Origin of the sequence: Arthrobacter sp. NPDC097144 (assembly GCF_044762205.1) — a bacterium.
Lineage (GTDB): Bacteria > Actinomycetota > Actinomycetes > Actinomycetales > Micrococcaceae > Arthrobacter_B.
This window is the reverse complement of sequence record NZ_JBIWDW010000004.1, coordinates 244,788-257,859: the sequence shown is the minus strand read 5'-3', so window position 1 is coordinate 257,859 and position 13,072 is coordinate 244,788. Positions and strand designations below refer to the sequence as shown.

Here is a 13,072-nt window from a genome sequence, read left to right as displayed (position 1 = left end):
GGCCGCCCCGTCCGCTCAGTGAGACCATTGAAGGGTGACTACTGATGCGAATCCATTGACCACCGCCGACACGTCGGGAATCGGGGAGTTGTCCGAAGGGCAGCCCTTGGATGACCGCGTAAACAACCGCTCGCAAAAGCCCTCCAATGCGGCTTACAAGGCATTTATGTCCACCGGCTGGGCCGAGGACGCCGCAGGGCTTCCCGCCCGCGACGAAGTTGCCCCGTACGCCGCCCAGCGCCGCCGTGCCCTGTCCGAGCGTTTCCCGGGCGAGCGCCTCGTCATTCCCGCCGGGCCGCTGAAGGTTCGATCCAATGACACGGATTACCGTTTCCGGCCGCATTCCGGTTTTGCCCACCTGACCGGGTTGGGCCTGGACCGCGAGCCCGACGCCGTACTGGTCATGGAGCCGGTGGAACCGGGAACGGGCGACGACGGCGGCAACCACACTGCCGTCCTGTACTTCCGTCCGCTGGCCGGAACCGACAGCGAAGAGTTCTACTCCAATGCCCGCTACGGCGCGTTCTGGATCGGCTCACGCCTGGGCCTGGAACAGGTCAGCGCCATGCTGGACCTGCCGACCCGCCACCTGGATGAGGCCGAAACAGCCATCACCAACAACGTGGGCGACCCCCAGTTCGGCGGCATCTCCGTGCGCCTGCTCCGCAAAGTGGACGAGATGGTCGATGCATTGGTGGACACCGTCCGCTACAACACCGCCATGGACCCCGAAAACGTGGACCTCAGCGCGCTTGACGCTCTGGACGGCGAACTCACCGAAGCCCTGTCCGAGCTGCGCCTGATCAAGGATGAGTGGGAAGTGAAGCAGATGGAGGCAGCAGTAGCCGCCACCGTCAACGGTTTCACCGAGGTCATCAAGGCACTGCCCCGCGCCATCGCCCATCCCCGCGGCGAACGCGTTGTCGAAGGCGCCTTCTTTGCCCGCGCCCGGGAAGAAGGCAACGACCTCGGCTACGACACCATCGCCGCCGGCGGCAACAACGCCACCGTCCTGCACTGGATCCGCAACAACGGAACCGTCAACGCCGGTGAACTGCTGCTCCTGGACGCGGGCGTTGAGGCGGACAGCCTCTACACGGCCGATATCACCCGCACGGTGCCCGTCAACGGCACCTACTCGCCGGTCCAGCGCAAGATCTACCAGGCGGTCCTCGACGCCGCTGACGCAGGGTTTGCTGCGGCCAAGCCGGGCGCAAAGTTCCGCGATGTCCATGCAGCAGCCGTCAAGGTCCTGGCCGAGCGCCTGTCCGACTGGGGCCTGCTGCCGGTGTCCCTGGAAGAGGCCCTCTCGGATGAGGGACAGCAGCACCGGCGCTGGATGCCGCACGGCACCAGCCACCACCTCGGCCTGGATGTCCACGACTGCGCGCAGGCCCGCAAGGAACTGTATCTGGACGGCGTCATCACCGAGGGAATGGTGTTCACGATCGAGCCGGGCCTCTACTTCAAGAACGAGGACCTGTCCGTTCCCGAGGAGTACCGCGGCATTGGGGTGCGGATCGAAGATGACATCCTGATCACGGCCGAGGGCCCCGTAAACCTCAGCGCCGCTTTGCCCCGCAACCCGGAAGATGTCGAAAACTGGATGGCCGGAATTTACGCCGCCGAATAACGCATCACCGGCGTCCCGGAAACCGCCGTCCAGCTGACACCGGGAGCAAATAACGGCAGAGGCTCCGCACCCATGGTGCGGAGCCTCTGCCGTTAATGAAGCCTGCCGTTAATGAAGCCTGCCGTTATTGAAGCCTGCTGTTACCTGTTGCCTGTTCCGGCGTCGCCGTCGGAATTCTGTCCCTCACCGGAGGGATGTGCAGCAGTAACCGGCGGCGCCTTCGGGGCATCAGGGTCTTGGTTCGGCCGGTCATTCCGGGGGGCCGAAGCAGGAGCGGCAGGAAGCCGGACGCCGTACTGCGGACGGCCGTCAGGGAGATCGGGGAACTGGCCGCGGGGCGTCCCTGCGGCAGGTGCCTGGGCCTCTGCAGCGGGATTGTGGCCGGCGCTGTGCGCTCCGGTGCCGGCCGGCTGGTTCTGGCCGTTCCCGCCGGAGTAGGGATCGGACCATCCTGCGGGCCGTTCCGGTGCGGGGCCGGCGGGCCCGCCCTGCTGGCCCTGGTACGGACCCTGACCCTGATACGGACCCTGGTAGGGAGGACGGTTCTGCGGGGGCTGCGGATGACCGTGCTGTCCCACCATCGGCAGCTGCTGAAGCAGCCGCCGGGCGTCATTGGCAGCCTTCGGTGCCACGATGACGTCATAGCTGGTGGCAACCACCTGGCTGATGGAGGTGAAGTCCCGCCTGCCGCGCTGAAGGGCATAGGCCAGCACCCCGAACAGCAGCCAGAAGACAGCACCAAGGGCTATGGGCGGAAGCAGGGAAACATAGCTTTCTCCGCCGGCAAAAAGCATCAGCGCCAATCCAACGAAGAGGCCGAACCAGGCACCGGTGGCGGCGGAGGACAGTGCCACCTTGGGGTAGGACAAACTGCCGGTGACGCGTTCCACCGACTTCAGCTCGTTTCCGATGATGGAAACCATCTGAACCGGAAACTTGTTGTCTGCCAGATAGTCCACTGCTTTCTGGGCGTCCAGGTAGGCGGTGTAGCGGCCCACCGTTTCCCCTTGAGGGAGGGCGCGGCCTTGATCGCGTGGCGGCTTTGAACCGAAGAGGTTAGACATTTGTCCATTCTCTCCCACAACGGGCCGGCATGGTGGAGGTATCGCTCGAAGTGAACGAACGGCACCGGAACCGCTCCCGCCGGGTCGGGGCAGGGGTGCCGGGCAGCGGCCCCCGATACGGCGGAAGGGGCGGGCACCACGTAGCCTAAGAATGTGAGCAAAAATCCTACCCGCGTCTTCATCGCACGCCTGCTCGGCCTCGACGTTTTCGACCCCCTGGGCGACCGTCTGGGCCGCCTGCGTGACGCCGTCGTACTGGACCGCGGCCCCGGGCGCCCGCCGCAGGCCGTGGGCATTGTGGTGGAGGTTCCCGGAAAGAAGCGGGTGTTCGTCCCGCTGACCCGCGTCACCTCGATGGATCCGGGGCAGATCATCTGCACCGGCCTGGTGAATCTGCGCCGCTTTGATCAGCGCGGCGCCGAAATGCTGGTGGTTGGAGAGCTTTTTGACCGCCGGGTGGAGCTGCGCGACGGCAGCGGCACCGCAACCATCGAAGACATTGCCATTGAACAGAACCGTGCCGGTGACTGGCACGTCTCCAACCTCTTCGTGCGCCGGGGCGGACCGGAATCCCGTCTGCGTCCCCTGCGCCGCCGCGGCGAACAGATGATCGTGGATTGGAAGGACATCATCCACTGGGACACCTCCGGACCCCAGGCGGCCACCTCTTTTGTGGCGCAGAACGATGACCTGAAGGCCGCGGACTTCGCCGACGCACTGCACGAAATGAGCGGCAAGCGACGCATTGAAGTGGCCAGCGAGCTCCAGGACGAGCGGCTCGCCGACGTGCTGCAGGAGCTGCCGGACAATGACCAGGTCCAGATCCTGCAGTCCCTGGACGTTGAGCGCGCGGCCGATGTGCTGGAGGAAATGGACCCCGACGACGCCGCTGACCTGCTCAACGAGCTGCCGGAAGAGCAGAAGGAAGAGCTCCTGCAGCTGATGGACCCCGAGGACGCACGTGATGTCCGGCGGCTGCTGAATTACGAGGAAGACACCGCAGGGTCGCTGATGACCCCTGTTCCGGTCATCCTCCCGCCCGAGGCAACTGTCGCCGAAGCCCTCGCGCATGTCCGCCGCGAGGAGCTGACGCCCGCACTGGCGTCCTCCATCTACGTGTGCAGGCCTCCGCTGGAAACCCCCACGGGACGCTACCTCGGCGTGGTGCATATCCAGCAGCTGCTCCGCTCGGCTCCCCCCGAAGCGCTGGGGAATATCCTTGATACGGACTTGGAACCCGTCCGGGACTACGCGAGCATCAGCGAAGTATCCCGGATGCTGGCCACCTACAACCTCAATTCGCTGCCCGTCGTCAACGACGGCGGCCGTCTGGTGGGGGCGGTGACAGTGGATGACGTCCTGGACCACCTGCTCCCCGATGACTGGCGTGCCTCCGACGACGCCCCTACAGATGCAAAGCAGGGAAGGACCCATGGCTGAAAAAATCAAGTCGCAGACCAGCGGCCTGGATACACCCCGGACCGCCCGTACACGGTGGCTTCCCCGGCTGTCTCCCAACCCGGACGCCTTCGGCCACGCCACGGAGAATTTCGCCCGTTTCATGGGTACGCCGCAGTTCCTGGTCTACATGACCGTTTTCTGCGCCGTCTGGCTGGCCTGGAACACCTGGGGCCCCGAACCCCTCCGGTTTGACCAGGCAGCGCTGGGCTTCACCGTGCTGACCCTGATGCTCTCCCTGCAGGCCTCCTACGCCGCTCCCCTGCTGCTGCTTGCCCAGAACCGGCAGGATGACCGGGACCGGGTCTCCGTTCGCCAGGACCGTGAACGCGCCGAGCGCAACCTGATGGACACCGAGTACCTGACCCGGGAAATCGCGGAGCTGCGGATCGCCCTGCGTGAAGTCGCCACACGTGACTACGTCCGATCAGAGCTGCGCAGCCTCCTTGAAGAACTACTCGAAGCCAACGACTCGTCCGATGATGGTCCTTCGAGGCGCAGCCAGCGCCGCCGTCCGGATAATTCGGGAGCGTCCGCGGTGATCGAACACATGCCCAAGCTCAATCCCGGCGGGAGGGAAAACTAAAGCGTGGCACCACTGCAATCGATCGCCGACCGCGCCCTTGCCGCACTGGATGCGGTCCTGGACCCGGAGCTGCGGCGTCCCATCACAGAACTGGGGATGGTCAGCACCGTCTCGGTGGACGACGACGGCGTCGCCTCCGTAGGCGTGCTGCTCACCATCGCCGGGTGCCCGCTGCACCAGACGATCACCGCCGACGTCGAGCGCGTCCTGTCCGGCGTCGAGGGAATCACCGGGGTCCGGGTGGACCTTGGTGTCATGACCCCTGATCAGCGCACCGCCCTGAAGGAAAAACTGCGGGGCCCCGGAGGCGTCAAGGACATTCCCTTCAACCGGCCGGGCTCGCTCACCCGCGTCTACGCGGTGGCCAGCGGCAAGGGCGGCGTAGGGAAATCAAGCGTCACCGTGAACCTCGCCGCGGCAATGGCCGCCGCCGGCCTGCGGGTGGGAATCGTGGATGCGGACGTGCACGGGTTCTCCGTTCCCGGCCTGCTGGGCATCACGCAGGCGCCCACACGGGTGGACGAAATGATCCTCCCGCCCGTGGCTTACGGCATCAAGACCATCTCCATCGGCATGTTCGTTGCAGACAACGCTCCGGTGGCCTGGCGCGGGCCCATGCTGCACCGCGCGTTGGAACAGTTTCTCACTGACGTGTATTTCGGGGACCTCGACGTCCTTTTCCTGGATCTTCCCCCCGGTACCGGAGACATTGCCATTTCCGTGGCCCAGCTCCTGCCGCAGTCGGAAATCTTGGTGGTAACCACGCCGCAGGCAGCCGCAGCGGACGTCGCTGAGCGTGCGGGAACAGTGGCTTCCCAAACCGGTCAGAGCGTGGCGGGCGTCATCGAGAACATGTCCTGGCTCCAGCTGCCCACGGGCGAACGGATGGAGCTCTTCGGCTCAGGCGGAGGAGCCCTGGTCGCTCAGCGGCTCAGTGATGCGCTCGGCAAGGACATTCCGCTGCTGGGCAGCATTCCGCTGGATGTGGATTTGCGCACGGGCGGGGACGCCGGAGCACCGGTGGTGCTCTCGGAGGCAGCCGCTGTGGAAGGCTCTGCGGGCGCGGAGCTGCGGCGCATTGCAGCGTCCCTGGCGCGTCGTCCCCGGGGATTGTCCGGTTTGCTGCTGGGTGTTTCGCCGCGCTGAGCTGTCCGCCGGGCCTAGGTGGCTTCGGTGTCGAAAGGAGCGCGCTCGCCGTTCTGCAGCCGCATCAGCGGTTTGACCGCCGGCGGAGCAGACGGTGCCGCATTTTCCGTTCCCGGGGCGTGGGTGCTGCCGCGCGGAGCGGCGGCGGCTGGCCGCGTATTGACGGGCTTTACGGCGTTCTCAAAATCGTCAAGCAGGGCTTCCTTGATAATCCGGCGCGGATCATACTGGCGCGGATCAAGCTTGCGCCAATCCACCTCGTCGATTTCCGGGCCGACCTCTTCGCGGAGCTGCTCGCGGGCGCCCGTGGCCATCCGCCGCACTTCGCGGACAAGACGGGCAAGCTGGGAGGCATATTCCGGGAGCCGCTCAGGGCCCAGCACCGCCACGGCAAGGATTGCCAGGACGAGCAGCTCATAGCCGTTGATTCCGATCACCTGTGAAGACTACCTTTCCAGCAGCGCTCCGGGCCAGTTGACGGGCGACTCCAATTCCCTGTCCGAGATCCGGTCATTCCCTCGGCCCTCCGCCGGCCATCACGGCCAGACCGTTCCGGATGCGGTCCCATACGCCCTGGGCGGTATCCGGCGAATGCAGCACCAGGCGGGAAGACTCTGAAAGCGAGATCTCGGCGACAGCTTCCTCCAGGACGTCCCCCGGCGGCGCTGCGTCAACGGTGTAGGTCACCCGGCTGGAGGCCAGGATGGCCCGGTGCGGACGCTGCGGATGCGTCCAAACCTGCGGGCGGCCGGGAGCCTGTTCCCGGAGGACAAATCCCTCATCTGACACAGGGCGTCCGCTCACCCCGTCCACCGCTGCTTCTTCGGACGAGGAATCGGGGTGTGTCTCGTACACAGTCACGGTGCTGCCGTTGCCTTCCAGCGTCATGATCACGGCCGGCTGGCCGTCAACGCGTGCCGCCTTGGCTTCCACCATGGTCATGCCTGCGGAAGCAAGCTCGGGGCATGCCCAGCCGCGTGCACGCAACTGCGCCAGTTGCTCCGGGGCCAGCGCATGGGCCTCCTCGCCTCCGGTGACTTCGGTCCACCCGGCAGCCAACCCCGGAGATGCCGCCTGGGGGGACGGGTTCTCCGCCCATCCACCCAGGAGATAGGCAGTGGACAAAACCGTACAGGCTGCCGCTGCGAGGAGTCCGGCGGCCGTTAGCATTCTGCGGCGATGCGTTCTGGAAGGGGAAGACGCAGGTGTGGCAGCATAGCCCCCGCTACTCCCGTTCCCGGCCGTCCGGTTCCCGGCTATCTGTACGGTGTGCTCAATCCGGGCACGCAAATCCGGGCTGGGCGCCGGTACTTCCAGGGAACGCAGGCGGCTGCGGAGTCGGCGTTCCCTGGCTGCTTCGGCTCGACACGCAGCACAGCGTTGGAGGTGGGCCTGCACTGCCGCAGCACGGGCGGGGGTTGCCTGGCCGTCCAGGTACTCCTGCAAGAGGCGTTTGGGATGTCGCATGGATCTCAGCTGGCGCCCGCCACTCGGGGAAGCTTGAGCCGCGGAGCGCTCTGCGGGCGGAGCGTGGGGTTCCGGTGTGCCAGCTTCTCTTTCAGCATGGTCCTGCCGCGGTGGATCCGGGACCGGACAGTGCCCAGCTTAACCCCGAGGGCCTTCGCCACTTCGTCATAGGACAGCCCTTCAAGATCGCAGAGGACCACGGCCGCGCGAAAATCGGGGGGAAGCTCGTCCAAAGCCCGGGCTATATCCACATCAAGGTTATTGAACTCGAAGCTTCGCTCGGGCCCCGGTCCGTTGCTTGGCAGCCGGCTTTCCGCTTCTTCGGTCATGCCGTCAAAACGAATCCGGCTCTTGCGCCGGGCCTGGTCGAGGAAAAGATTGGTGGTGATGCGGTGCAGCCACCCGTCGAGGGTGCCGGGCTGGAAATTCGCCAGTGAACGGAAGACACGGACAAACACCTCCTGGGTGAGGTCCTCGGCGTCGTGCCGGTTACCGGTCAGACGGTAGGCCAGCCGGTAAACCTTGGCCGAATGTGCCGTTACCACTTCCTCCCAGCTGGGCCGAACCCACTCAGATTCCACCGGGCCTTCGGTTGGCGCTGGGGACGTGTTCGTCAAGGTCTTCCTCCTTCCCTGGGGCAATGGCATCCCGCACGCGGCGAAACGAATCCCTTGCAGTAATCCTGCATATAATGTTGACGCATCAATCTGGGAATTCTCTGTTAGCACCCTCAGTTCGGGCGCACAAGTGCAGAGCAGGGCAGCGGCGCAGGTCCTGCCCGGTGCGGAGCACGCGGCCGCCGGGCCTTAAGCTTGACAGAGCATTGACCACTCCAATGAAAGTGAAACCCATGAGCGCCGACAAGCAGACGAGCTGGTCCTACACGGAGGGGCTGCCCTTCGAGGACGAAGTGCTGCTGCGCGCTCGGGAACGTTCCCATGAACTGGGCGTCACTCCGGTGTCCACGGGGGTCGGAGCCGCTCTCACCGTCCTGGCTGCAGCATCCAAGGCGCAGACAGTGGTGGAAATCGGCACGGGTGCCGGCATCTCCGGCGTCTGCCTGCTGCGGGGGCTGGGACGCCAGTCGGTCCTGACCACAATCGATTCGGACGTGGATCACCTGCGTGCGGCACGGGAGGCCTACCGTGAGGCCGGAGTGCCCGGCAACCGGACGCGCACCATTTCCGGACGGGCCGCCGAGGTCCTCCCCCGGCTTACGGACGCGGCTTATGACATGGTTTTCATCGATGCCGACAAGCCGTCCTTCCCGCTCTACGTAACGCAGGCCGTTCGCCTCCTCAAGCCGGGCGGACTGCTGGTGGTCAACGATGCCCTGGACCATGACAAGGTTTCAGACCCCGCCATCCGCGAAGCCACCACGAACACCATGCGCAAGGTGGGGAAAGCAATCCGGGAAAATGACGCGCTCGTTTCATCCCTGCTCCCCACCGGTGACGGCCTGCTGCTGGCCGTGAAAGTCAGCTAGCCGGACCGGCGGGAAACCAAAACTATTCCGCAGGAAGCCGGAGGCTTGACGCGTCCCGGAGGAAGCTGATCAGCAGACGTGTCCCGAAGCCGGTGGCGCCCCTCGCTGTTTCATGGCTGTCCGTTCCGGCCCGCATTGGCCCGGCAATATCAAGGTGCACCCACCGGGTACCGTCAACGAACTTTTCCAGGAACAAGGCGGCAACAATTGCTCCGGCACCGAACTTCAGGGCCGGAGGCGCTACGTGGGCAAGGTCTGCAGTGTCCGAGGCAAGGGCGTAGCCATACTCCTGCACCAGCGGCAGCGGCCAGACCCGGTCACCGGAGGCGCTTCCCGCCTTTTCCATCGCACTGAGCAGCTCCGCGGTATTGGAGAATACGGCCCCGTACTGCTGGCCCAGGCCCAGAGCCGCAGCCCCGGTGAGGGTGGCGATGTCCACCAGGACATCCGGGGCCAGCTCGGCAGCCGCATAGGCGAGCGCGTCGGCCAGGACAATCCTGCCTTCAGCGTCCGTGTTGCCGATCTCCACCGTGGTTCCACCGTAGGTGGCAACAACGTCACCGGGACGGTATGCGGAAGCGCCAATGGCGTTTTCGGCCAGGGCCAGGATTCCGGTAACCCGGTGGGGCAGCTCCAGCGCGGCGGCTGCCTCAACAGCGGCGAGGACTACTGCTGCTCCGGCCATGTCCATTTTCATGCTCATCATCGCTTCACGCGGCTTCAGCGAAATGCCGCCGGAGTCGAACGTGATGCCCTTGCCTGCCAGGACAATATGCTGTCCAGAATCCGCTGCCGCTGCGGCCGGCTGATAGGAGACCTGCACCAGCCGCGGCGGATTGCTCGAGCCGGATCCCACAGCCGTCAGGCCGCCGAATCCCCGCCGTGAAAGTTCTGCCTCGTCCAGCACGGTGATGGAAAGACCGGAACGGTCAGCGACGGCACGGCTTTGAACCGCCATCCATTCCGGAGTGGCAACATCCGGCGGAAGGTTGGTCAGGTCCCGTGCCAGCCAAACGGCGCGGGCAGTGATTTGGGCCAGGCGGAGCGCTTCCGGATCCAGGCCGGTCAGCTGCATCTCCCGGGCCATGGGCGGCCCGGCCGGTGTTTTGCCCTGCCGCGGTGCGTGGTACCCGCCCAGGAAGAAGCCTTCCAGGAAGGCCTGCTGTACCTCGGGTGCCAGTCCGTCAACCACGGCTGCCCGGATCCGGCGGGCGCCCCTGGTTGCCCGGGCAAACGCAGCACCTGCGCGGCGCATGCCGGCCGTGCTCTCATCTCCGACACCCAGATAAATCAGTTTTGCGGGCAACTCACCGGTTTTGCCCGACGGCGGTTCCACCAGCAGGGTTTCTCCGGCCTTGCCGGTGACCCCCGCCGTCGCCGCCCGCGCGGCAACATCCACCTCGTACCAGAGGGCCGTTTCAACGGAACCCCGGCGGGGCTGCGGAGTGGGATGCAGCGCTTCCTCGGTATCATCGCGCACTGAGGTCTGCGGAGCTGCCGCCATGGCCACGGCCAGGACGTCAATTCCCTCCTCGGGTGCCGGGTGCAGCCCGGTGCCGGCGGTGGGGGCGCCGGTCCGGGGGTGCAGCCGCTCCGCTGCGGATACGGCCGTCATGGCGGTGTCCGGCATCGCAGGCCCGGAGGCCTCCCCGGTGGACGGGGCGGTCTTGGATGAACCTCTGGGAGCTCGCTGCATGGGTGGTGTCCTAGCTCGTAACGCCCAGAAGGCAGTCCTTGAGCATTCCCGCTTCCTCGGCGTTCAGCTCAACAACAAGGCGTCCGCCACCGTCAATCGGCACCCGCAGGATAAGGCTTCGCCCTTCCTTGGTGACCTCCATTGGCCCATCCCCTGTACGCGGTTTCATAGCAGCCATGTTCCAGTTCCCCTTTCACAATGCGCTGCGGGCTGTCCCCCAGTCACATGTAATCCTCTGTCGCACGGCTTCAAAAGCTGCTCCGGCGGCAATTGCCTTCATTATTCCGTACAAAGGTGACGCAAACGAAATTTCGTGTGTTCCCCGCCACAGGCCTAGGGTGGATAATCCCCTCCGCCGGGCAGCGGAGTCCACCTCCACAGCCATGCCACCCAGACGATCTGCAGTACCAGGAAGGCCAGTGCCACAGCGGTGCGGTAGGCGCGGGAGCCGCTGAGGGATGCCAGGGCCAGGCCCAGCGGAAAGAGCGGCAGCAGCAGCCGGAAGGTGCTGGTCAGCGGGTTGAGGAAAGCCAGCAGGTACAGCACATACGCCGCACACCACACCTGCATCTCCACGCCGAGCCTGCGCACCGGCTCGGACAATAAGCATGCTGCCGTGAGCGCCAGCAGTATCAGCAGGGCCACCGGGCCCATGACGGACCCGAAAAGGCGTTCAGCTTCAACAATCCACGGCTGGAACAACAGCAGGGTGTCTCCTCGCCATGCCGTCTCCGTGTCCGTGTAGGAACGCATGTCCCCCGTGCAGGCCCAGGCCAGTGCCGGCCAGGCGAGGGCTCCGATGCCGGAGGCTGCCGTCAGGATGCCCATCTGCAGCACCTCGGCCCGGGGGAAGGCGGCCTGCTTCCGGAGCATCCACCGGCGCAGGAAGAGAATACCCATCATCAGGGCAAAGGCCACGCCCACCGGACGGGACAGGCACATCAAAAGGACCACCGGCACTGCGGCCAGGTACCGGCGCGTCACCAGCAGGTACAGCGACGCCGACAGCAGGAGCAGGTTCAGCGACTCCGCGTAGGGAATCTGCAGGATGGGAGATACCGGACTTACGGCCACGAACAGGACTCCCCAGAGCGCCGCAGCCGAAGAGGCCCGCAGCACAAAAAGCCGGTACATCATCAGGGCGGCAGCAAACCCCGCAGCAGTGGCCGCCAGCGGGGCGAGGATTTCCCACCCCAGCCCGGTAACGGCCGCAAGCGCCCGCACCACAGCGGGGAACAATGCGTAGAACGCCCACTGGTTCTCCTGGGCCCGTCCCGTCGCATCGCGCGGGATTTCGCCGGGGTAGCCGCCGGCAAATATGCGCTGGTACCACTCGCTGTCCCAGGCTCCGATGAACTGCAGGTACGACGGCGTTCCGGCCCACCCCCAGGGGTTCAGCCCCTGCTGTGCAGCCACAGCCAGCAGCACGGCGAAGGAGAAGAGGCGGGCCAGCGCCCAGATCGCCAGGACCTTCCAGTACCACGGCCATCGCTGGAAGACCGCAGCCGCGCGGCCCGCAGTGCGTATCAGTGCAGCGTTGACGCGCGACGGCGGACGGATCTCCCGTTCCGGAGCCGCGCTATCGCGCATTGCGGACCCAGCAGCTTTCCAAATGGTCGTTCACGTAACCCGTAGCCTGCAGCATTGCATAGGCGGTGGTGGGCCCCACAAACCGGAAGCCCCGCTTCTTGAGGGCCTTCGCCAGGGCCGTTGACTCCGGCGTCGTGGCCGGAACGTCGGAGATATCCCGCGGTGCGGGCCGTGAAGAGTCCGGCCGGTGCGCCAGGAGCAGCGACTCCAGGCTCTCGCCGTCGGGCAGGTCCAGGAGCGCACGGGCATTGGCGATGGCGGCGTTGATCTTTGCCCGGTTACGGACAATGCCTGCGTCTGCCATGAGCCGTTCCCGGTCCGCTTCAGTGAACCGGGCCACCGCTTCCGGATCAAAGCCCGCGAATGCCTCCCGGAAGGCGGGCCGCTTGCGCAGGATCGTGATCCAGCTCAGCCCGGATTGGAAGGCCTCCAGGCAAAGACGTTCATAGAGGGCACTCTCACCCGTCACCAGCCGCCCCCATTCCTCATCGTGGTACTGCTGGTAATCGGGGCTCGCGACGGCCCAGGGGCACCGAAGCTGCCCGTCGGCTCCTGCCACAGTGCTCATGAAGGCGTCCCCGGATCCCGGGGGTCACTGCCCGGAGGCCGTTCGGCAGCTGCTGCGAGCGCGGCATCACGCTCGGCAAGGGCGGATTCCAGCCGGGCCAGGACGGCGTCCACCTGGTCCATCCGATACCCGCGCAGCGCCACGGAAAACCGAAGCCTGCCGATATCCGCCGGCCGGACGTGATCCGGCAACAGGACCGGCGGCAGCCGCGGATCAGGTTCGGCCAAACCGGGAGAGCCGGCAGCAACCGGACCGGCAACCCCGCCGGCCCTGCGGCGGTGCAGGATCCCTGTTGCTGCCAGAGCCACAGCCCCTGCTGCTATTACGGCTACGAAGACCAAGAAGGTTGTCACAGGACCATCGTGCCAGACCGGCCGC

Annotated in this window: 14 protein-coding genes and 1 pseudogene; 5 read left to right on the top strand and 10 right to left on the bottom strand. The window is 65.9% G+C overall.

The genetic code is table 11. From position 1 onward, the window contains the following. Window positions 1–106 precede the first annotated feature (106 nt). Entirely contained in the window at window positions 107–1,633 is a 1,527-nt protein-coding gene (locus ACIQXM_RS11155) for an aminopeptidase P family protein (protein ID WP_400931394.1), read from the top strand. 140 nt (window positions 1,634–1,773) lie between these two features. Here the strand turns inward: ACIQXM_RS11155 and ACIQXM_RS11150 are convergent, their stop codons facing one another. Then, window positions 1,774–2,697 carry a general stress protein gene (locus tag ACIQXM_RS11150; RefSeq protein WP_400931392.1) on the bottom strand — a complete coding sequence of 308 codons (924 nt, stop codon included), beginning with the start codon at window positions 2,695–2,697 and terminating at the stop codon, window positions 1,774–1,776. Between the two features lie 153 nt (window positions 2,698–2,850). Here ACIQXM_RS11150 and ACIQXM_RS11145 point away from each other — a divergent pair, with 153 nt between their 5' ends. Genes ACIQXM_RS11145 through ACIQXM_RS11135 form a run of 3 tightly spaced genes read left to right on the top strand, consistent with a single transcriptional unit; the run spans window position 2,851 to window position 5,887 of the window. Next, window positions 2,851–4,137, top strand: a complete 1,287-nt coding sequence (locus tag ACIQXM_RS11145) for a magnesium transporter (protein WP_400931390.1) — start codon at window positions 2,851–2,853, stop codon at window positions 4,135–4,137. Further along, window positions 4,130–4,741 (top strand): DUF1003 domain-containing protein, encoded by a 612-nt coding sequence (locus ACIQXM_RS11140; protein ID WP_400931388.1) that lies wholly within the window; start codon window positions 4,130–4,132, stop codon window positions 4,739–4,741. Before ACIQXM_RS11145 ends, ACIQXM_RS11140 begins: the two co-directional genes overlap by 8 nt. A 3-nt stretch (window positions 4,742–4,744) precedes the next feature. Beyond that, the gene (locus tag ACIQXM_RS11135) at window positions 4,745–5,887 is read left to right on the top strand and encodes an Mrp/NBP35 family ATP-binding protein (RefSeq protein WP_400931386.1); all 1,143 of its coding nucleotides are present in this window, start codon (window positions 4,745–4,747) and stop codon (window positions 5,885–5,887) included. Between the two features lie 14 nt (window positions 5,888–5,901). Here ACIQXM_RS11135 and ACIQXM_RS11130 read toward each other — a convergent pair whose 3' ends face one another. The 4 genes and pseudogenes from ACIQXM_RS11130 to sigE all read right to left on the bottom strand — a co-directional run bounded on the left by ACIQXM_RS11130 (window position 5,902) and on the right by sigE (window position 7,971). Next, complete coding sequence (locus ACIQXM_RS11130; protein ID WP_400931384.1) at window positions 5,902–6,324, bottom strand: Sec-independent protein translocase TatB; 423 nt, start codon at window positions 6,322–6,324, stop codon at window positions 5,902–5,904. A 73-nt stretch (window positions 6,325–6,397) separates the two neighbouring features. Beyond that, on the bottom strand, window positions 6,398–7,057 hold the full coding sequence (locus ACIQXM_RS11125) for a hypothetical protein (RefSeq protein ID WP_400931915.1): 660 nt from the start codon (window positions 7,055–7,057) through the stop codon (window positions 6,398–6,400). Between the two features lie 204 nt (window positions 7,058–7,261). Then, a pseudogene (locus ACIQXM_RS11120) lies at window positions 7,262–7,354 on the bottom strand (zf-HC2 domain-containing protein); the annotation flags it as partial. Between the two features lie 5 nt (window positions 7,355–7,359). Next, on the bottom strand, window positions 7,360–7,971 hold the full coding sequence (gene sigE, locus ACIQXM_RS11115; RefSeq protein ID WP_400931382.1) for an RNA polymerase sigma factor SigE: 612 nt from the start codon (window positions 7,969–7,971) through the stop codon (window positions 7,360–7,362). Between the two features lie 233 nt (window positions 7,972–8,204). Here sigE and ACIQXM_RS11110 point away from each other — a divergent pair, with 233 nt between their 5' ends. Further along, complete coding sequence (locus ACIQXM_RS11110; RefSeq protein WP_400931380.1) at window positions 8,205–8,840, top strand: O-methyltransferase; 636 nt, start codon at window positions 8,205–8,207, stop codon at window positions 8,838–8,840. 22 nt (window positions 8,841–8,862) lie between these two features. On the opposite strand, the gene ACIQXM_RS11105 is transcribed toward ACIQXM_RS11110, so the two are convergent. The 5 genes from ACIQXM_RS11105 to ACIQXM_RS11085 form a co-directional block, all read right to left on the bottom strand. Beyond that, window positions 8,863–10,536, bottom strand: coding sequence for a leucyl aminopeptidase family protein (locus tag ACIQXM_RS11105; protein WP_400931379.1), 1,674 nt, complete (start codon window positions 10,534–10,536; stop codon window positions 8,863–8,865). 10 nt (window positions 10,537–10,546) lie between these two features. Then, window positions 10,547–10,714 carry a DUF3117 domain-containing protein gene (locus ACIQXM_RS11100; protein WP_354177852.1) on the bottom strand — a complete coding sequence of 56 codons (168 nt, stop codon included), beginning with the start codon at window positions 10,712–10,714 and terminating at the stop codon, window positions 10,547–10,549. Window positions 10,715–10,869: 155 nt separating this feature from the next. Beyond that, a complete protein-coding gene (locus tag ACIQXM_RS11095) occupies window positions 10,870–12,126 on the bottom strand; it encodes a hypothetical protein (RefSeq protein ID WP_400931376.1) in 1,257 nt (418 codons plus the stop codon). Next, on the bottom strand, window positions 12,116–12,694 hold the full coding sequence (locus tag ACIQXM_RS11090) for a DNA-3-methyladenine glycosylase I (RefSeq protein WP_400931374.1): 579 nt from the start codon (window positions 12,692–12,694) through the stop codon (window positions 12,116–12,118). The genes ACIQXM_RS11095 and ACIQXM_RS11090 overlap by 11 nt, the downstream gene beginning before the upstream one ends. Continuing rightward, window positions 12,691–13,047, bottom strand: coding sequence for a DivIVA domain-containing protein (locus ACIQXM_RS11085; protein WP_400931372.1), 357 nt, complete (start codon window positions 13,045–13,047; stop codon window positions 12,691–12,693). The genes ACIQXM_RS11090 and ACIQXM_RS11085 overlap by 4 nt, the downstream gene beginning before the upstream one ends. Window positions 13,048–13,072 lie beyond the last annotated feature (25 nt).

Bases quoted from the DNA above. Each gene is read 5' to 3' on its own strand.
- ACIQXM_RS11100 (WP_354177852.1), bottom strand. From the start codon at position 10,714: ATGGCTGCTATGAAACCGCGTACAGGGGATGGGCCAATGGAGGTCACC.
- ACIQXM_RS11095 (WP_400931376.1), bottom strand. From the start codon at position 12,126: ATGCGCGATAGCGCGGCTCCGGAACGGGAGATCCGTCCGCCGTCGCGC.
- ACIQXM_RS11125 (WP_400931915.1), bottom strand. From the start codon at position 7,057: ATGCTAACGGCCGCCGGACTCCTCGCAGCGGCAGCCTGTACGGTTTTG.
- ACIQXM_RS11090 (WP_400931374.1), bottom strand. From the start codon at position 12,694: ATGAGCACTGTGGCAGGAGCCGACGGGCAGCTTCGGTGCCCCTGGGCC.
- ACIQXM_RS11105 (WP_400931379.1), bottom strand. From the start codon at position 10,536: ATGCAGCGAGCTCCCAGAGGTTCATCCAAGACCGCCCCGTCCACCGGG.
- ACIQXM_RS11150 (WP_400931392.1), bottom strand. From the start codon at position 2,697: ATGTCTAACCTCTTCGGTTCAAAGCCGCCACGCGATCAAGGCCGCGCC.
- ACIQXM_RS11140 (WP_400931388.1), top strand. From the start codon at position 4,130: ATGGCTGAAAAAATCAAGTCGCAGACCAGCGGCCTGGATACACCCCGG.
- ACIQXM_RS11110 (WP_400931380.1), top strand. From the start codon at position 8,205: ATGAGCGCCGACAAGCAGACGAGCTGGTCCTACACGGAGGGGCTGCCC.